Consider the following 18569-nt stretch of genomic DNA (forward strand, 5'->3'; position numbering starts at 1 on the left):
GCTTGCACCAGCCCGTTCCGCGCCGCGTCGTTCACGCTTGGCCGCAATCCCGAAAATGGTTGTCCGACAAGCGATTCCACCCGCAGGACCGGAACCGGATCACATGCGGACAGTGGACGGCGACTTTCGCTACGCCTCGGCGGGGTCGCGCTCGGCGACCCGGTGACGGCTCATGATCGACACCCGGTTGAAGGCGTTGATCGTGGTGGCCGCCCAGATCAGCAGCGACACCGCGTCGTCGCTCAAGTGCTCGCGGAACCGCGCGTACTCCTCGTCGCTCACGTGCCGGTCGGCGACCAGCGTCACGGCCTCCGCGATCTCCAGCGCTGCCCGCTCCTCGTCGGTGAACAGGTCCACCTCGCGCCAAGCCGCCAGCACGGCGAGGCGTTGCGGGGTCACACCTGCCCGCTCCGCGAGCCGGGAATGCCGGTCGAGGCAGAACGCGCACCGGTTGATCTGCGAAACCCGGACGTTGACCAGTTCCAAGGTGGACCGCTCCAGGCCGACGTCGGCCGTGCGCTGGTGCAGTTCCGCCGCCGCGGCGAGCATCGCCTTGTAGACGGAGGGCGACTGCTTGTCGACGTAGATCCGGCGGTCCGCGCTCATCCCTGCGCCTTGCGGACGGCGTCCAGCGCGGCCGGCGTCACCTTGTCCGTGATGTCGTCGAAGTCGTGGTGCCGCTTCAGGTACTTGGCCACGTACGGGCACACCGGGACGATGCGCTTGCCGCGCGCGCGGGTGTCGGTCAGCGCCTCCGTGACGAGCGTGCTCGCCAGGCCGCGTCCGGCGAACCGGTCGTCGACCTCGGTGTGGTAGAAGATCCGCCGGTCGCCGTCGTCGACGTAGGCGGTCAGCCCGGCTCGTTCGCCGTCGAGGCTGATCTCGTAGCGGTGCCGCTCCGGGACGTCCGCGACGACCGGGTCCACGCCAGCGGCGCTCTGTTCGTCTGCCATGCCCCAACTATGCCGCAGCAGCAGCGGATCGGACAGCCGCGCCCGCTTGGTGGACCTCACACGCAGACCGCAGATCAATGCACGTGCAACGACCTGAGCCGCGGCGGTCGCTCCGGCAAGTGCGGATGTCGTTGACGGCGAACCGCTCTGGTCGGCGGCTCAGACTTCGACCGGGCCGCCGAGGACGCGGGAGAACACCTCGTGGAGGGTTTCCAGCTCCTCGTCGGAGAGCCGGTCGGCGAAGGCGGTCGGAGCACATCGCCAGGGGCGCTGGAACGCACCCCTGGCGATGCCCCGGGCTGCGGTCGTCAGCTCACAGACCTGGTGCTGCCGGGATGTCCAGTTCGGTCTGCGCGTAGTGGTTGAAGTAGTTGGTGAAGAGGTTCACCGCGATGTGCGAGAACAGCTCACCGAGCTCTTCGGTGGTCCACCCGGCGTCCAGCGCCGCCTGCCACGTGCTCTCGTCGACCACGCCGACCTCGCTGACGGCTTCGCGGGCCACGCCCAGCAGCGCCAGCAGCTTCTCCTCGCCCTCGATCGGCTCGCCGGCGCGCAGGGCGATGGTCTGGTCGCGGGTCCACCCCGCCTTCCGCGCCGAGCCGGTGTGCACCGACTGGCAGTAGGCGCAGTGGTCGACCGCGCCCACGGCCAGCGCGATCGCTTCCCGCGTGCGCGCGTCGAAGGTGCCGTGCTCGGCGATGGCCTGCTGGATGCCCGAATAGGCGGCCAGCACCACCGGGGAATGCGCCATCTCGCCGTGGATGTTGAGCACCTTGCCGACCTTCGCCCGCAACGCGCTGAGCTCGTCCTTCGACGCCTCGGGCGCGTCGTCGACGGTGTGCACTGGGATACGCGGCATCCCGATCGTCCTTCCTCCGAAGACCTGGTCCGGTCGTCTCAACACCCGACCACCGCCGGCTGTTCCAGGGGACCCGATGGAACCACGGCGGTCCACTTGGGACATGTCACCGGACGTCTCCGGTGCACGGCGGAGGAATCAGGCGGCCTGGGCCACGAGGGCGATCGGCGTGTCACCGCAGCGCCGCAGCACCACGCCGTTGTCGTTGCGCGGAGCTGCTCCCCCGCTCCACCAGGCCGGGACATCGAGCTCGCGGGCCAGGGCACCGGTCACCTGGCCGATGTTGTTGGAGACGATGAACCGGCCTTGGGCGTTGACCAGGGCCGCGCGGCGGCCGAGGTCGCGCAGGTGCGGGAGGACGGCTCGCTCGAAGTTCTTGACGAAGACGTCGGCTCCGACGACTCCGGCGAAGGTGTCCCGGACGATCAGGGGCACGGTGAAGGTCAGGGCGTACTCGTCGCTGCACAGGTAGTCGACGTAGGGGCCGGTGATGTGGCGTTGCGCCGTGTCGCGGGGAACCGTGAACCACGGTTGCCTGGTGTAGTCCAGGAAGTGCTCGCTGGCCGGGTCGAGGCTGATGAGCAGCTGGGCGGGGTCCTCGCCCGGGGCCTGGGTCCACCACTGGAAGCCGAGCTCCTGGTCGACCAGCACGTTCGGGGCGGTGATGAAACCCGCTCCGGTCACCAGTTCGCCGAGGGCGCCGACCACGTCCGGTCGCAGCCGGGCCAGGTCGCGCGCCCGTAAGGAATCGGCCGCGAGCAGCGCCTCGGCGCTGCGGCGGATCGGCACCAGGCGGGAGAAGACGTCTTCCACCAGCGTTGAGACGTGGCCGGAGATCTCGTCGCCGACCAGCGTGCGCGTGTCCTTCATGCTGCGACCACCTCTGCACAAGCCGATAACGGCCCCCCGCTGCGATGCTCGGACACTGTAGCGGCATACCGCCGAACGGTCGCCCTCGTGCTCGACCGTTTCGCCGCAGTTCGGCCCCGTTGCCCGAAATTCGCTACTGCCGCGTCAAGTTCAGGTGCACCTGCGCCGCGCGATCCACGGCTTCGAGGACGTGCTCCTCGGTGAGCGTCCGGGCCAGTTGCCCGTCGGCGTTCGCGATCGCCTCGACGATCGCGCGATGCCCGGCGTGCACGTCGTCGGCTCCCCCTTCGCAGCCGGTCGAAAGCCACAGCACCGCACCGAGTTCGCCCTGCAGCTGGATCTCCTGCTGGGTCAGCCTGCTCGACTGGGCCGCGGCGGCGACTTCCAGGTGGAACTGCCGCTCGGCGCGGGCGGTGCCGTGCCCGGTGGTGCCGACGACGTCGTCGGCCGCTTGCTCCAATCGCGTGAGATCGTCCGGCGAGCTCCGCTCCGCGGCCAACCGGGCGGCCGCACCGGCGATCGCCGCGTAGTGGTCGCCGAGGTCGCGCAGCTCGCCGAGGCTGACCTCGCGCAGCCGCTCGCGCCACGACTCGCCGCCGTGGTCGCGCGGAGCGCGCACGAAGCTGCCGCCGCTGCGCCCGCGCCGGGTCTCGACGAGCCCCCGCTGTCGCAGGGCCATGAGCGCTTCGCGGATGGTGACCGTCGAGACGCCGAACTGGCCGGCCAGCTCCGCCTCGGTGGGCAGCTGCTCCCCGTCGGCGAACAGGCCGAGCGTGATGGCGTCGACCAGCCGTCTGGTCACCGCCTCCACGCGGCCGGTCTGGTCCAGCGGCGCGAACATCGCTGATCGCGCGCGATGCGGCACCCGTTCGCCCATGTGCTTCCCCGGCTCCTCTCGGTCCTGCGGAACCAATCTTGCCGGAAACTCTTGTCATATTACATATAGCCTTATATGTTTTCGGCTCATCGAGGTCCTTCCGCCCCTCTGACTAGGAGGAATCCCGTGGAGCTCAAGCACTTCGTGGGCGGCGACCACGCCGATTCCCGCTCGGGCCGCGTCGCCGAGATCATCGATCCGGTCACCGGCCGGCCGTACTGCACCGCCCCCGTCGCCGACGCCCAGGACGTCGACGAGGCGGTGCGGACCGCGGCAGCGGCGTTCCGGACGTGGCGCGACACCACGCCGGGCGAACGCCAGCTCGCGCTGACCCGCATCGCCGACGCGATCGAGTCCCGCGCCGAGGAGATCGTCCGCGTCGAATCCGCCAACACCGGCAAACCGATCGCGCTCACCCACGCCGAGGAGATCCCGATGGTCCTCGACCAGGTGCGCTTCTTCGCCGGCGCGGCGCGGGTGCTGGAGGGCAAGGCCGCCGGCGAGTACATGGCCGGGCACACCTCCTACGTCCGCCGCGAACCGGTCGGCGTGTGCGCGCAGGTCACGCCGTGGAACTACCCGCTGCTGATGGCGATCTGGAAGATCGCGCCGGCGCTGGCCGCGGGCAACACCGTCGTCCTCAAACCCGCCGACACCACCCCGGCGTCGACGCTCCTGCTGGCCGAGATCTGCTCCGAGTTCCTGCCGCCAGGCGTGTTCAACGTGCTGTGCGGCGACCGCGACACCGGCCGCGCGCTCATCACGCACCCGACGCCGGCGATGGCGTCGATCACCGGCTCGGTGCGCGCCGGGATCGAGGTCGCCGGTGCCGCGGCCACCGACCTCAAGCGCGTGCACCTGGAACTGGGCGGCAAGGCCCCGGTGCTGGTCTTCGCCGACGCCGACCTGCCTGCCGCCGCGGAAGGCATCGCCGCCGCGGGGTTCTTCAACGCCGGTCAGGACTGCACCGCCGCGACCCGGGTCCTGGTGCACGAATCGGTGCACGACGAGTTCGTCGCCGCGCTGGTCGAGCAGGCCGAGGCGACCCGCACCGGGATGCCCGACGACGAGGACGTGGCCTACGGCCCGCTGAACAACGCCGCCCAGCTGGAGCGGGTGTCCGGATTCGTCGAGCGGTTGCCCGACCACGCCGTCGTCCGCACCGGCGGCAAGCGCGTCGGCGACCAGGGCTACTTCTTCGAACCGACCGTGATCTCCGACGTCCGCCAGGACGACGAGATCGTGCAGAACGAGGTCTTCGGCCCGGTGATCACCGTCCAGCGCTTCAGCGACGAGGACGACGCGCTGGCCAAGGCCAACGGCGTCGACTACGCCCTGGCCTCCTCGGTGTGGACCGCCGACCACGGGCGCGCCACCCGGATGTCCCGCGAGCTGGAGTTCGGCTGCGTCTGGATCAACACCCACATCCCGCTGGTCGCCGAGATGCCCCACGGCGGGTTCAAGAAGTCCGGCTACGGCAAGGACCTCTCGCTCTACGGGCTCGAGGACTACACGCGCGTCAAGCACGTCATGAGCGCTTTCTGACCACCGCCCAGAAATCAGGAAGGCAGACGATGTCGCCGAATTCAACTTCAACGCTGGTCGGCAGCTCGTCGGCGGAGGCCGCGAACGGCTCCGAGCCGGCCGTGCGGCTGCGCGAGCTGCGCAAGTCCTTCGGCCAGGTGCACGCCGTGGACGGGGTCGACCTCGACATCGCCGGCGGGGAGTTCTTCTCCATGCTCGGCCCGTCGGGTTCGGGCAAGACGACGGTGCTGCGGATGATCGCCGGTTTCGAGCTGCCCACCAGCGGCACCGTGGAGCTCGACGGTCACGACGTCAGCGCCGCGGCGCCGTTCCAGCGCGACGTCAACACGGTGTTCCAGGACTACGCGCTGTTCCCGCACATGAGCGTGCTCGGCAACGTCGAGTACGGGCTGCGGGTCAAGCGGGTGCCGAAGGCCGAACGTCGCGAACGCGCCTTGCAAGCGCTGCGCAGCGTGCGGCTCGGCGAGCACGGCGACCGAAAGCCCGCTCAGCTCTCCGGCGGTCAACGCCAACGCGTGGCGCTGGCGCGAGCGCTGGTCAACCGGCCGAAGGTGCTGCTGCTCGACGAACCGCTGGGCGCGCTGGACCTCAAGCTGCGGCAGGAGATGCAGCTGGAGCTCAAGCAGATCCAGCGCGAGGTGGGCATCACGTTCGTCTTCGTCACCCACGACCAGGACGAAGCGCTGACGATGAGCGACCGCATCGCGGTGTTCAACCAGGGGCGCATCGAGCAGGTCGGCACGCCCGCGGAGGTCTACGAGCGGCCCGCCAGCCCGTTCGTCGCCGGATTCGTCGGCACCTCGAACCTGCTCAGCGGCGCCAGCGCCGAAGCGGTCATCGGCAGCCGGGGCATCTACAGCATCCGGCCGGAGAAGATCCGCATCGACGCCGACCGCGAAATCGGTGCCGCACCAGGGGAAACCAGCGCGACCGGCACGGTGACCGATGCCGTCTACGCCGGTGCGTCGGTGCGCTACGAGGTGTCGCTGCACGCCGGCGCCCGGCTGTCGGTGGTGCGCCCCAACACCGGCGCCGGGGCACTCGAGCACCCCACCGGCAGCGAAGTCCGCCTCGTCTGGCGCGACGAGCACAGCTTCTGCCTCACCGAAGCGAAACACTGATCCCTGCTACGGACAGGAGAAATCCGATGCGTCACCGCAAGAAGTTGAGCCTGCTCGCGGGTGTGCTGGCCACCGCCACCGCGGTCACCGCCTGCGGCACGGGCGGTTCCTCCGACTCGACGCCCGGCGCCCAGGGCTTCACCCCACCCGCGCTGCCCGCTCTCGACAAACTCGGCCAGCCCGAAGGCGAGCTCAACGTCCTGGCCTGGCCCGGATACGCCGAGGACGGTTCCAACGACCCGGCGGTGGACTGGGTGACGTCGTTCGAGAAGGACACCGGCTGCCAGGTCAACGTCAAGCCGTTCGGCACCTCCGACGAGGCCGTGAACCTGATGAAGACCGGCCAGTACGACGTCATCTCGGCCTCCGGCGACGCCTCGCTGCGGCTGGTGGCGGCCGGCGACGTCGAACCGATCAACCCGGCGCTGGTGCCCAACTACAACGACGTGTTCCCGTTCCTGAAGGACAAGCCGTGGAACAGCGTCAACGGCACCCCCTACGGCGTGCCGCACGGCTGGGGCGCGAACCTGCTGACCTACCGCACGGACAAGGTGCAGCCCGCCCCCGACTCGTGGTCGGTGATGTTCGACCAGAACTCGCCGCAGAAGGGCAAGGTCATCGCCTACGACTCCCCCATCTACATCGCCGACGCGGCGCTCTACCTGATGCAGCACCAGCCCGAGCTTGGCATCAAGAACCCCTACGCGCTCGACGACAAGCAGTTCCAGGCCGCCGTCGACCTGCTCAAGCAGCAGCGGCCGATGGTCAGCGAGTACTGGTCGGACTACCTCAAGGAGAGCCAGGCGCTCAAGAACGGCGACGCGCACGTCGGAACCGCCTGGCAGGTCACGGTGAACCTGACCCAGTCCGAAGGGGCGCCGATCGCCGCCACGCTGCCCAGCGAAGGCGCCACCGGCTGGTCGGACACCTGGATGGTCTCGGCGAAGTCCCAGCACAAGACCTGCGCCTACAAGTGGCTCGACCACATCGTGAGCCCGGAGGCCAACGCGAAGGTCGCCGAGTACTTCGGCGAGTCCCCGGCCAACCCGAAGTCCTGCGAGCTGACCGAGGACCGCAACCACTGCGCGACCTACCACGCCGGTGACGCCGACTTCGCCTCCCGGATCTGGTACTGGACGACGCCGATCGAGCAGTGCCTGGACGGGCGCACCGACGTCAAGTGCAAGGACTACGGCGAGTGGACCCGCGCCTGGACCGAGATCAAGGGCTGACGCGGCACGCGCGGTCGGTGGCCCGCGGGAGCCACCGACCGCCCCACCCCCGATGAGCGAGGAACGAGAGAGATGACAACCACGGTCACCACCGAGCGCGCACCGCGCCGGTCGTCGAGCTTGCTGTACCGCAGACCGAAGCTCCGGTTGGGACTGCTGCTGTCCGCGCCGATGCTGTGGCTCGGACTGGCCTACCTCGGAGCCCTGGCCGCCCTGTTCATCACCGCGTTCTGGCGCACCGACCCGTTCACCGGCAAGGTGGTGATCGAGTGGTCGCTGGAGAACTTCACGACGCTGCTCACCGACGAGGTCTACCGCACCGTCACGCTGCGCACGCTCGGGATCGCCCTGCTGGTCACGGTCGTGGACGCGGTGATCGCGTTCCCGATGGCCTACTACATGGCCAAGTTCGCCTCGCCCCGGGCGCAACGGCTGCTGGTCATCGCCATCATGACCCCGCTGTGGGCGAGTTACCTGGTCAAGGCCTACGCGTGGCGGGTCATGCTTTCCGGCAACGGGGTCGTGCACTGGCTGCTGAGCCCGCTGGGCCTGGACTCGCCCGGGTACGGGCTGCTGGCCACCGTCATCACGCTGTCCTACCTGTGGCTGCCGTACATGATCCTGCCGATCTACGCGGGTCTGGAACGGCTCCCGGAGTCCCTCGTGGACGCTTCCAGCGACCTGGGGGCCAAGCCGTGGCGCAGCTTCCGCTCCGTGGTGCTGCCGCTGGTCTTCCCGGCGATCGTGGCGGGCTCGATCTTCACGTTCTCCTTGTCGCTGGGCGACTACATCGCGGTCAAGATCGTCGGCGGCACCAACCAGATGCTGGGCAACGTCGTCTACGACAACATCGGCGCGGCCAACAACCTGCCGTTCGCCGCGACGGTGGCCACCGTCCCCGTCGTGATCATGCTCTGCTACCTGGCGGCCGTGCGCCGCACCGGTGCACTCGACAACCTCTAGGAGCCGCTGCGATGAGTGCTACCCGAACGACCCGGCTGGTGCTGCTGGGCGCGCTCGTGCTCGGCCTGGCGGTGATCTACTTCCCGCTGCTGGTCGTGCTGCTCAACTCGGTCAACGCCGACACCACCTTCGCCTGGCCGCCCTCGAGCTTCACCCTGGAGTGGTGGCAGCGGGCGCTGGGCAACCAGGGCGCCCTCGACGCACTGGCGACGAGCGCGCTGGTCGGCGTGGTCTCGACGGCGATCGCGCTGGTGCTCGGCACGATGGCCGCCTTCGCCCTGCAGCGGTTCCGCTTCTTCGGCCGCGACCAGGTGTCGTTGCTGGTCATCCTGCCGATCGCGCTGCCGGGCATCGTCACCGGCATCGCGCTCAACAACGCCTTCCGCACCATCCTGGGCATCGACCTCGGCCTGTTCACGGTGATCGTCGCGCACGCGACGTTCAGCATCGTGGTGGTGTTCAACAACGTCGTGGCCCGCCTGCGCCGGATGGGCGGCAACCTCGAGGAGGCGTCGATGGACCTCGGCGCCAACGGCATCACGACGTTCACCCAGGTGACGTTCCCGATGCTGCGCTCCGCCCTGCTGGCCGGCGGCCTGCTGGCGTTCGCGCTGTCCTTCGACGAGATCATCGTCACCACGTTCACCCTCGGCACCGGCATGGAGACGCTGCCGATCTGGATCCTCAACAACCTGTTCCGCCCCAACCAGGCCCCCATCGTCAACGTGGTCGCGGCGGTCCTGATCGTCTTCTCCACCGTCCCCGTCTACCTCGCCCAACGCCTCTCCGGGGACACCAACGCCGGCGGCCGCCTCTAACGCCTCGCACCGGTGGAAGGCACCTCGGCCGAGTCCGAGGTGCCTTCCACCTCGTGGGGCGGCGGGATCAGGTGGCGGTCACCTCGTCCTCGAGCCGGAGGCGTTCTCCGAGGGCTCCGCCCAGCGCGGTCAGGACCGAGAGGGCCACGAGGACCAAGGCCACCGACCAGGACTGCTCGCCGCTGGCCGCCAGGACCGAGGTGGCGATCAGGGGGACGAAACCGCTGACCACTCCACCCAGGTTGAACGAGATGGAGACGCCGCTGTAGCGGAGTTGGGGTGGGAAGAGCTCGGTGAGCAGCGAGCCCGCGACCGCGTAGGGCACCGACAGGCACGCCACCCCGATCGTGATCGCCAGGACCACCAAGACCGGGTTCTTCGTGTCGATCAGCCAGAACACCGGGAACGCGACGAGAGCGGAGGCGACACCCCCTGCGACGCAGACCCGGCCCGGGCCCATCCGTTCGGCCAGGCGGCCGAAGAACAGCAGGATGGCGATCTCCACGACCGCAGCCACGAGCGTCGCGCCGAGCATCAAGGAGCGGGACAGGCCGAGGGTTTCGGTCCCGTAGCTGATCGCGAACGTCGTCAGCAGGTAGAACCCGCCCACGCCGAGCAGCGAGGCCGCCAGGCCGGTCAGCACCCGACCGAAGGACCTCCGCAGGACCTCCACGACCGGCAGCGAGGAGCGCTCCTGCTGTTCGAGCAGTTCGGTGAACAGCGGCGACTCCTCGACGCGTCGACGCAGGTAGAGCGCGACGAACAGGAGCGGAACCGCGGCCAGGAACGGAAGTCGCCAGCCCCAGGCGTCGAAGGACTCGGCGGGCATCAGCGACACCAGCGCGAAAGCGCCCGAGGACAGCAGGGTTCCGATCGGCGAGCCGACCTGCGGCAGGGCCGCGTACCGGCCGCGGCGTTCCGGCGGCGCGTGCTCCACCGCGAGCGTCACGGCACCGCCCCACTCACCGCCGACGGCGATGCCCTGCAGCACGCGCAGCAGCGTCAGCAGGACCGGGGCTGCGACGCCGATCGCGGCGAAGTCGGGCAGCACACCGATCAGCGCGGTGACCACACCGATCATCGTCACCGTGATCAGCAGCGAGGTGCGCCGACCGCGGCGATCACCGACGTGCCCGAAGATCACCGCGCCGATCGGCCGGGCCACGAACCCCACGGCGAACGACGCGAAGGCCGCCAGCGTGGCCACCAGCGGGTCACCGCTGACGAAGTAGAGGCGGTTGAACACGATCGAAGCGGCGGTGCCGTAGAGGAAGTAGTCGTACCACTCGAGCGCGGTGCCGACGAACGCGGCGAAAGCGATCCGCCTCGCCTCGGCATCGGTCACGCGCGGTGCGCCCCTCGTCGCAGCAGATGTCATGGCAACTCCGTTGCTCGACCCGGCGAATGGTTGCGGACAGCCTGCGCGCGGCAGGAGCCCAGCACAATGACGAAACGTCGCTACCTGCAGCCCCGAACCTGGGCAGATGCACATCCGAATGCGGCGCCGGGAGGCGGAAATCGGGCCTGGACGCCGGCTGATCACCCAGCATAATGGGCGATCGACCACCGCAGATCCCGACGAGATGGGCGCACGCACATGCCGGACCTCGAGGTCATGTCCGCCGGGCAGCTCCGCGACCTGGTGCACGCGTGCTTGACCGACCTGGACGAACTGGTCGACGACTTCCTCGCCGAGCTCAGCGCGATCGAGCCCTACGCCAGCGGCGCCGTCCCGGAGGACGAGCTGCGCCACGACGCGGCGGCCAGCATCGAATTCCTCCTGCGCACCATCGCAGGCCTCCCCGTTCCGCAGCGGCTCGAGAACTCCTGCGAACGGATCGGACGTCGGCGCGTGCACCTCGGCGTACCGCTGGACGTGCTGCTGCGCGCGGTGCGCCTGGACTTCCGGGTGCTGTGGTCGGCGTTCCTGCGGCGGGTGGACCCGTCCGAACTCCCGCGCATGGTGCACAACACGGTTCGCGTCTGGGACGTCGTCGAGGACTACAGCACCGGGGTCCACATGGCCTACGCGAAAGAAGCCGACGCGCTGGCCGGGGAACGCGAGCACGAGCGCAGCCGCCTGGTGGATTCGCTGCTGGCGACCCGGGGTCGCGACGCGCAGATCGTCGCGCAGGTCGCGCAGGTGCTGGACATGGACCCGAAGGGCCGGTTCCTGGTCGCCGCCGCGCCCTCCGACGCGCCGCGGCCGCTGCGCCAGGTCGCCGATCAGCTGCGCGCGAGCGCGGTTCCGGTCCACGTGCAGACCATCGACCGCCGGCAGATCCTCATCGCCGAGCTGCCACCCCGGTCGCACGGAGCACCGGCCCGCTGGCTCGACGGGGTGCCGTGCGGCATCGGCCCGATCGCGGACGGGCTCGCCGACCTCCCGCGCGCGCTGTGGATCAGCGTGGAGGTCGCCGCGACCACCTCGGCCGGGCAAGGCGGTCCGCACCGGCTCGTCGAGCGGTGGGCGCACGTCGTCGCAGCACGATCACCGGAGATCAGCGCCGCGCTGCGCGACGAAGTGCTGCCGTCGGTGGACGCCACGACCCCGCACGAACGGGAGCGGCTGTTCGAGACGGTGCGCGCTTACCTGAAGTCCGGTTCGATCAGCGCTGTCGCCAACGAGATCTTCTGCCACCGCAACACGGTGCTCAACCGGCTGCACCGCTTCGCCGAGCTCACCGGCCGCGACGTCACCCGCCCGGAACACGCTGCCGCGGTCCTCGTCGCCTTGGCCAGCGACGAGCAGCAAGACGACCAGACCTGATCCCCGAACTGCCCCCAGCGGCAGAAGGTTCCGACGTCCGGTCGACTTCCGCAAATTCAATGGAAATCGGAGGTCCGATTTCAATGGAATTTTGATCCCGGCCGGTGACCGCAGGGGACCGTGCTGTGCGGGAGCACGAGAAATCGGCTGCATCCGGAGGCGAAGCGCGGTGTCGGGAACTGCGGGTGGGCCCCGGCGGAGCCCGCCCGCAGCGGTCGGGTCACCCGGCGACCGCCGTGAACTGGGCGGTGCGAACTGCTCCCGCGTGCTTGAAGTCGAGGAACAGCCGGTAGGTACCCGGCCCGGGCACCGCCGCGTGGAACGCGACCTCCGGTCCCGGGAGGGTCGCACCGTCGTCCGGCGAACCGTCCGGGTGGACGTGCAGGTACGCGAGGTCGCCGAGCCGGAGCGCGACGAGGTGCCCGTAGGCGCCGAGGTACGGCTGCAGATCGGTGACCGGTGCGCCGCCGCGGCGCACCTCGAGGGTGAGCGGATTCGCCTGTCCTGCCACCAGTTCGCCGTTGAGCACGACCTCGTAGCCGTCGACCTCCGACACCGCGGCCACCTCCGGCACCGGACGCGGTTGGTAGTCGCCGGCGACCGCCAGGTCCGCGCCGAGCGTGAGCCCGGCCGCTCCCTCGGGCTGGAAGTCGACGAACACCCGGTACTCCCCCGCCTCCACCAGGTCCAGCGGCACCGACCAGGTCCCGCCGCCGACTTCGACCGGGTGCACGTGCCAGAAGCGGGTGAGGTCCCGGCGGACCACGATGAGGTGGATCTTCTTCCCGTGCACCTCGGCCAGCGAGGTCACGGCGGTTCCGCCGGGACCGAGGATCCGGAACCGGTAGTCGGCGGCCTCCCCCGCGACCAGCCGCGCGGTTTCCGGGGCGAACGTGTAGCCGTCCTTCGAGATCTGCAGCCCTCCCGGCGCGCCCCCGTGTCCGTGGTGGGCGGCAGCGTGCTCGTGGTGGGCGCCGGTGTGCCCGTGGTGGCCGGCATGCGTCGACTCGTTCATCGTCATCTCCTCCCACATACCCCCTAGGGGTATATGCTCCGATGGCGAGAAATATGCCAACGGCCGAGCCGCGGCGCAATGTGATTCACCGCATACCCACCAGGCGTATGTGACATGGTTGATCGTCATACCCATAGGGGGTATATATCCAGCTACTGGATCGGCCCTCCGAACCCGAGGACATGCGATGCGACGTTTGAAGGCGTTGGAGCCGGCGGAAGCCCCCGCCAAGTCACGCGAGCAGCTCGAGGAGATCATCGCCCGCCACGGATCCGCTGGAGAGATGATCCGCACGATGGCCCACTCGCCCGCGCTCCTCCAGGGCTACCTCTCGCTCTCCAGAGCCGTGAAGCGCATCAAGCTGCCCCGCGCGCTCAGCGAGAAGATCTCCCTGGCCGTCCAGGAATGGCTCGGCTGCGAGACCTGCCTCAACGCGCACCGCGAAGCGGCGAAGGAAGCCGGTCTCACCGACTCCGACATCGCACTCGCCCGGCAGGCGACCTCCACCGACCCCCGGGAGGCCGAGCTCATCGCCTTCGCGCTCAAGGTGCTCGTGGAACCAGCGGCGATCACCGACGAGGAGATCTCCGCGCTCACCGGGAACGGATGGAGCGACCACGCGATCGCCGACGTCGTAGGGCTCGTCGTCCTGAACCAGCTCACCGGCACGTTCAACCTGGTAGCCGGAACTTAGTTGCCCCGCACCGACATTCGCCGCACGTCAGCTCTCGGCGCGGGACGCCACGTGCACGGGTTCGAGAACCGGGCGCTTCGCGCCGCGACCATCACCCGACGACCGGCCGAGGATCCGGCGACCGATCCAGGGGCCGACGAATCCCGCCACCCACCGGAGCTCCTCCCCTGCCCGGCGCAGCCCGGGAACCGGTTGCTGCGCTGGGAGGGGTTCGCCCCAATCGGCGCTGCTGCCCGGCAGGTCCAGGGTGTGCCCGACAGCCGCGGCCAACCGGGTGTGCCCGAGAGCGTTCAGGTGCAGCCGATCGCCGCTCCACAGCCGGGGATCGGACGTGACGGGGTGGGCGGACAGGTCCGCGACCACGGCACCGTGGCGGTTCGCCGCTGCCCGGATGCGGTCGTTGAGCTCCCGGGTCCGCGCGGTGAGCAACCGTCCGACCGCCATGCGCAGCCCCGGGTCCGGGTAGGTGAAGGTGACGACCGTGGCGCCTGCGGCCGCGAACGCGCTGAGCACGTGCTCGATGTGACCGCTCACGGCTTCGGCGTCGAAGCGCGGGCGGATCAGATCGTTCACACCGGCCATGACGGTGACGAGGTCGGGCGCCAGCTCCAGCGCCGGCCGCACCTGCTCCGCGCGGACCTCGTGGGCCAACCGACCGCGCACCGCGAGGTTCGCGTACTCCAGCTGCGGGTTCCCGACCGCCAAGTGCTCGGCGAGGCGGTCGGCCCAACCGCGGTACCCCACCACCTCGTCGCCGTCGTTGAGCCCTTCGGTCTGGCTGTCGCCGAGCGCCACGAACCGCTGGTAGCCGTGCGCTTCCCGCGTGCGGTCACGACTGGGCATCCGAGCCCTCCCTCGCCCTCAGGACGGAAACCGCCTCGTTGCACCAGTCCAGGTTCTCGCGCTCGAACCGCCGCCCCCGCAAGCACGTCAGGTAGGGGCCGATCCGAGCACCTCGAGCCAGGAATTCCGCTTCGTCGAGGTCACCGCGCATCTTGCGCAGGAGCTGCTCGAACAGCTCGATCTTCGCGGCGGCGATCCCCGCCCGCTCCTCCAGCTGCTCGATCAGCGCAGCGGCGTCGACCGAGTCCGCGGCCGCGACCTTGACCATGAGGTCGTCGCGGATGGACGAGGGCTTGGACGGCGCGGCGGCGAACCGGTGCAGTTCGGCGAGCCCGGCATCGGTCACCGAGAACAGCCGCTTGTTCGGCCGGCTCTCCTGCACGACCTCCCGGCCGGCGAGCAAACCCTCGCGCTCCAGCTTCGCCAGCTCCGCGTAGAGCTGCTGGGGCAGCGCGTGCCAGAAGTTCGCCATGCCCACGTCGAAAGCCTTGGCCAGCTGGTAGCCGCTGTGCTCACCGTCCAGCAACGCGGCGAGCACCGCATGCCGCAACGCCACCGCACATCACTCCTCGCTCGAAGTCGACCACAGCCACCGTAGTCAAAAACCAGACTAGTCACAATCTTGACCAAGGAGGAGCCCCGGTCGCGAAGGACAGGACCGGGTGCAGCAGCGCTCGTCCGGCGAGTCGGCGTCAGCCCGCCAGCGGAACTGGGCCGCGGGCTCTCCGGTGGGCGAACTCGACGACCTGGTGGGCCATGGCGCGCAGCTGGTCCGCGGGCTGACCGGTCGGGGTCCCGGCGTCGTCGAAGCACGGCAGCGCCGAGTTCATCGCGACGCCGAGCGGGGTCGGCCAGCCGCGCAGGGCGTGCGTGATGGCGCGCAGCTGGGCGAGCGTCGAGGTCGATGCCTGCCAGCCGGCGGCCGCCGCGATGCAGCCGACCGCTCTCCCGTCGAGGTACGGGCGGACGTCGGTGCGCAGGTCCTCGGTGTAGTCGAGGGCGTTCTTGATCATCCCGGAGACCGCGCCGTGGTAGCCGGGCGAAGCGATGATCACGCCGTCCGCCCGGCGGAGCGCGGCCACCAGCCGCGCCGCCCCGGGGCTGCGGTCGGATTCCTCCGGCCGGTACATCGGCAGGTCGAGCTCGGTCGCGGCGCACACCAGCGTCCTCGCGCCGAGCTCCGAGGTCACCCCCAGCGCGTAGCGCAGCGCGCGTTCGCTGGAGGAACCTTCCCTCGTCGTACCACCGATCCCGACGATCAGCGGACCTCCACCGGTCGATTCGCCGTGCTGCATGGCCGATCCCTTCACGAGAAGTGGGCGAAGTCGAACTCGGCGACCTCGGCGAGCTGGTCACCGAGCGCCGCCACCAGCGCCGCGAAGCCGCGTTCACCGGCTTCGGCGGTGGCCCGGGTCGGGTCGCCGAGGTAGCCGTCGGGCCCGAAGTCGTCGGAGAGCCAGCCGAAGGAGACGCTGCCGCCGAACCGGACGTGCTCGTTGTCGTTGAGGCGCAAGGGGATCCGGGGGCGCGCGGCGGACAGGTCGACCAGGTCCGGCCGCAGGTGCAGCACCAGCGAGGTCTCCATCGCACCGCCGTGGATCCCCAGACCGCGCTCCGCGTCGGCGAAGGACTCGTCGCGTTCGACGGGGACGAAGGTGTTGGTGGCGAACGTCATCAGGCCGTGCCGCAACCGGATGTCGCGCAACGCGGTGTGGATCTCGGAGATGTTGCCGCCGTGCCCGTTGACGAACACCAGCCGCCGGATGCCGGTTGCCGCGACCGACCGGCCGATGTCGTCGAGCACCGCGGCGAAGGTCGTGGTGGACAGCGACAGCGTGCCCGGCGCCCAGACGTGCTCGACGGACCGGCCGAACGCCAGCGCGGGCAGCAACCACAGGTCGAGCTCCTGCCCGCGCTGGTCGACCACCGCCCGCGCGGCGGCCTCGGCGACCAGCGCATCGGTGTTCAGCGGCAGGTGCGGGCCGTGCTGTTCGATCGCCCCCACCGGCAGCACCGCCACCGACGACGAGCGGACGGTGCTCACGTCGGCGGCGCTCAACTCGGCGAACGAGCGGGACACGATCACGATTCCTCCTTCTTCCGCGCCACTGCGCGGATCTCCACCCGCATCTGCGGAGTGGCCAGCGCCGGGTAGATCAGCAGCGAGGCGTAGGAGCGCTCGTCGAGCAGCTTCGGCGCGTGCTCGGCGAACCACTCGTCGCGGGCACGCATGTACTCGGCGCGCTCGGCCGGGTCGGCGACGAACTGGTCCAGTTGCACGATGTCGTCCGGTTCAGCGCCTTCGTCGGCCAGCAGCGCGCGGATCCGGTCCAGCGTCGTCCGGGTCTGCTCGGCGATCCCCGCGACGGCCCTGCCCTGCTCGTCCACCACCCCGTCGATCCCGCTGAGGAAGAGGAACTCCCCGGCGGCAGCGCCGCGGCTCCACGGTTGCTCGACGTCGCCGTAGAAGAGCGGCCCCAGGCCGCGTTTGCCGGTCATCTCGCCTCCGGTTCCCGGGTCAGGAAGTAGTAGGCCGCCGCGGCCACCACGCCGCCGACCCAGTAGGTGATGTCGCCGAGTTGCGGGAGCGCGGCGGCGATCGGTCCGGTGAACAGGCTCTGGTGCATGAACGGGATCGAGACCACCACGCCGATCCCGAACGCCAGCAGCCCGGGCCGGACCCGCCGAGAGCGGTCGTAGAAGACGTCGACGTCCACGCCCCGCTTGCGGTGCACCAGGAATTCGACCAGCGCGACACCCAGCCACGGGCCGATCCAGTAGCCCACTAGGAACAGGAAGTTCTGGAAGTTCTCGAACACCGCCCCCTCGGTGTGCCCGGCCCACCACCCCAGCGCCGCGCCCAGGATCCCGGTCAGCAGCGCGGAAACCCAGCGGCGCAGCGGGATGTCGGCCATCAGCAGGGCCAGCGAGCCGGAGTAGATGTCGAGCACGCTGCCCGCGACGGTCGACGCCAGCAGGGCCAGCAGCGCGAGCACCGCCAGTCCGTTCGGGATGAGCTGGGTGACGAGATCGGTCGGGCTGCTCGGCGAGATGGCGGTGCCGATCGCGGCGCCGAGCAGGTGCATCCACAGCCCGGCGATGGCCGCACCGCCGAACGCCGACCACCGCAGCCGACGCCTGCTGGTCTCGCGGGGCAGGTAACGGGTGTAGTCCGAGGCACCGATCGCCCAGCCGAAGGTGCGCGACGAGCTGATCGCCACCGTCATGAGCATCGCCCCGGTGAGCGTGTTCGCGCCCGGATCACCGCCCGCCGCGAAGTCGCCGCGCGCGAGACCGTACCCGGTGATGATCAGGAACAGCACGGCCATCACGACGACCAGGGCCCGTTCGACGCGGTGCACGAAGTCGTGGCCGATGATGGCGATGACGATCTGCACCAGCGCCACCACGACCAGCGCGGCCAGGAACGGGATGCCGAACAGCTCCCGGACGATGTAGGTGCCGAGCACGGTGTTCACCGCGAAGTAGCCGAACCCGGTCAGGAACAGCAGCGCGACGGGCAGGAAGTTGCCGAAGTAGCCGAACGGGCCCCGGGACTGCACCATCTGCGGCGCTCCGGCCTGCGGCCCCATGGTGGCGGCGACGCCCAGCAGCAGGCTGCCGATGAGGGTGCCGACGACGAGCGCGAGCGCGGCCTGGGCGAAGTTCAGCCCGAGGAACGCGGTCGGGATCGCGCCGACCGCGAGCGCCGAGTACTGCAGGTTGCCGGCGAACCACAAGGTGAAGGCCGACAGCGGTGATCCGTGCCGTTCGCCGTCGAGAACCGGTTCGATCCCCTTCTGCTCGACGGCGACCCGGCGCGGTGGACCGGTGGGTTCGGTGGCGGCTCTGGCGGGGTCTTCGACCATGACGGCCTCCCTGGGACGCACCGTGGTGCGCGGATGGCGCAGGACCGGTGACGAAATGTTGGTAGAGCCAACATTTCAAACGATCGTGCACCTGCGATTACGTCAAGTCAAGGATGGAAATCGGCGCTTGACTCGGAGTG

Annotated in this window: 20 protein-coding genes; 7 read left to right on the forward strand and 13 right to left on the reverse strand. The window is 69.9% G+C overall.

What is annotated here, in order from left to right:
• Positions 1-129: 129 nt before the first annotated feature.
• The 5 genes from ABTZ89_RS07645 to ABTZ89_RS07665 form a co-directional block, all read right to left on the reverse strand.
• On the reverse strand, positions 130-606 hold the full coding sequence (locus ABTZ89_RS07645) for a carboxymuconolactone decarboxylase family protein (protein WP_270954645.1): 477 nt from the start codon (positions 604-606) through the stop codon (positions 130-132).
• A complete protein-coding gene (locus tag ABTZ89_RS07650; RefSeq protein WP_351041463.1) occupies positions 603-953 on the reverse strand; it encodes a GNAT family N-acetyltransferase in 351 nt (116 codons plus the stop codon). Before ABTZ89_RS07650 ends, ABTZ89_RS07645 begins: the two co-directional genes overlap by 4 nt.
• Before the next feature lie 313 nt (positions 954-1266).
• Positions 1267-1812 (reverse strand): carboxymuconolactone decarboxylase family protein, encoded by a 546-nt coding sequence (locus tag ABTZ89_RS07655; protein WP_351041466.1) that lies wholly within the window; start codon positions 1810-1812, stop codon positions 1267-1269.
• 138 nt (positions 1813-1950) lie between these two features.
• On the reverse strand, positions 1951-2682 hold the full coding sequence (locus ABTZ89_RS07660; protein WP_270954641.1) for a cache domain-containing protein: 732 nt from the start codon (positions 2680-2682) through the stop codon (positions 1951-1953).
• 133 nt (positions 2683-2815) lie between these two features.
• Positions 2816-3559, reverse strand: a complete 744-nt coding sequence (locus ABTZ89_RS07665) for a FadR/GntR family transcriptional regulator (RefSeq protein ID WP_351041469.1) — start codon at positions 3557-3559, stop codon at positions 2816-2818.
• A 126-nt stretch (positions 3560-3685) separates the two neighbouring features.
• On the opposite strand from ABTZ89_RS07665, the gene ABTZ89_RS07670 reads away from it, so the two are divergent.
• The 5 genes from ABTZ89_RS07670 to ABTZ89_RS07690 all read left to right on the forward strand — a co-directional run bounded on the left by ABTZ89_RS07670 (position 3686) and on the right by ABTZ89_RS07690 (position 9238).
• Positions 3686-5104 (forward strand): gamma-aminobutyraldehyde dehydrogenase, encoded by a 1419-nt coding sequence (locus ABTZ89_RS07670; protein ID WP_351041472.1) that lies wholly within the window; start codon positions 3686-3688, stop codon positions 5102-5104.
• Between the two features lie 29 nt (positions 5105-5133).
• Positions 5134-6225: an ABC transporter ATP-binding protein gene (locus tag ABTZ89_RS07675; RefSeq protein WP_351041475.1), complete on the forward strand. Its 1092-nt coding sequence runs from the start codon at positions 5134-5136 to the stop codon at positions 6223-6225.
• Positions 6226-6251: 26 nt separating this feature from the next.
• Entirely contained in the window at positions 6252-7457 is a 1206-nt protein-coding gene (locus tag ABTZ89_RS07680; RefSeq protein WP_351041477.1) for an ABC transporter substrate-binding protein, read from the forward strand.
• A gap of 72 nt (positions 7458-7529) precedes the next feature.
• A complete protein-coding gene (locus ABTZ89_RS07685) occupies positions 7530-8420 on the forward strand; it encodes an ABC transporter permease (protein ID WP_351041480.1) in 891 nt (296 codons plus the stop codon).
• Between the two features lie 11 nt (positions 8421-8431).
• Entirely contained in the window at positions 8432-9238 is an 807-nt protein-coding gene (locus ABTZ89_RS07690; protein WP_351041483.1) for an ABC transporter permease, read from the forward strand.
• Between the two features lie 67 nt (positions 9239-9305).
• Here the strand turns inward: ABTZ89_RS07690 and ABTZ89_RS07695 are convergent, their stop codons facing one another.
• The gene (locus tag ABTZ89_RS07695) at positions 9306-10616 is read right to left on the reverse strand and encodes an MFS transporter (RefSeq protein WP_351041486.1); all 1311 of its coding nucleotides are present in this window, start codon (positions 10614-10616) and stop codon (positions 9306-9308) included.
• A 219-nt stretch (positions 10617-10835) separates the two neighbouring features.
• Here ABTZ89_RS07695 and ABTZ89_RS07700 point away from each other — a divergent pair, with 219 nt between their 5' ends.
• Positions 10836-12008: a PucR family transcriptional regulator gene (locus ABTZ89_RS07700; RefSeq protein ID WP_351041489.1), complete on the forward strand. Its 1173-nt coding sequence runs from the start codon at positions 10836-10838 to the stop codon at positions 12006-12008.
• A 220-nt stretch (positions 12009-12228) separates the two neighbouring features.
• Here ABTZ89_RS07700 and ABTZ89_RS07705 read toward each other — a convergent pair whose 3' ends face one another.
• A complete protein-coding gene (locus ABTZ89_RS07705) occupies positions 12229-13023 on the reverse strand; it encodes a DUF8832 domain-containing protein (protein WP_270954239.1) in 795 nt (264 codons plus the stop codon).
• Between the two features lie 187 nt (positions 13024-13210).
• Here ABTZ89_RS07705 and ABTZ89_RS07710 point away from each other — a divergent pair, with 187 nt between their 5' ends.
• Positions 13211-13717: a carboxymuconolactone decarboxylase family protein gene (locus tag ABTZ89_RS07710; RefSeq protein WP_270954238.1), complete on the forward strand. Its 507-nt coding sequence runs from the start codon at positions 13211-13213 to the stop codon at positions 13715-13717.
• Positions 13718-13744: 27 nt separating this feature from the next.
• Here the strand turns inward: ABTZ89_RS07710 and ABTZ89_RS07715 are convergent, their stop codons facing one another.
• From ABTZ89_RS07715 to ABTZ89_RS07740, 6 genes are all read right to left on the reverse strand, one after another.
• Positions 13745-14560, reverse strand: a complete 816-nt coding sequence (locus tag ABTZ89_RS07715; RefSeq protein ID WP_351041493.1) for an SGNH/GDSL hydrolase family protein — start codon at positions 14558-14560, stop codon at positions 13745-13747.
• A complete protein-coding gene (locus ABTZ89_RS07720; protein ID WP_351041496.1) occupies positions 14547-15116 on the reverse strand; it encodes a PadR family transcriptional regulator in 570 nt (189 codons plus the stop codon). The genes ABTZ89_RS07715 and ABTZ89_RS07720 overlap by 14 nt, the downstream gene beginning before the upstream one ends.
• A 136-nt stretch (positions 15117-15252) precedes the next feature.
• Complete coding sequence (locus ABTZ89_RS07725) at positions 15253-15855, reverse strand: NADPH-dependent FMN reductase (protein WP_270954234.1); 603 nt, start codon at positions 15853-15855, stop codon at positions 15253-15255.
• Positions 15856-15866: 11 nt separating this feature from the next.
• On the reverse strand, positions 15867-16646 hold the full coding sequence (locus ABTZ89_RS07730) for a creatininase family protein (protein WP_351041499.1): 780 nt from the start codon (positions 16644-16646) through the stop codon (positions 15867-15869).
• Positions 16643-17059 (reverse strand): RidA family protein, encoded by a 417-nt coding sequence (locus tag ABTZ89_RS07735; protein WP_270951206.1) that lies wholly within the window; start codon positions 17057-17059, stop codon positions 16643-16645. The genes ABTZ89_RS07730 and ABTZ89_RS07735 overlap by 4 nt, the downstream gene beginning before the upstream one ends.
• Entirely contained in the window at positions 17056-18429 is a 1374-nt protein-coding gene (locus tag ABTZ89_RS07740; protein WP_351041503.1) for a purine-cytosine permease family protein, read from the reverse strand. Before ABTZ89_RS07740 ends, ABTZ89_RS07735 begins: the two co-directional genes overlap by 4 nt.
• Positions 18430-18569: the final 140 nt, after the last annotated feature.

Origin of the sequence: Saccharopolyspora sp. NPDC002686 (assembly GCF_040295745.1) — a bacterium.
In the GTDB taxonomy this organism is placed as follows: domain Bacteria; phylum Actinomycetota; class Actinomycetes; order Mycobacteriales; family Pseudonocardiaceae; genus Saccharopolyspora; species Saccharopolyspora oryzae.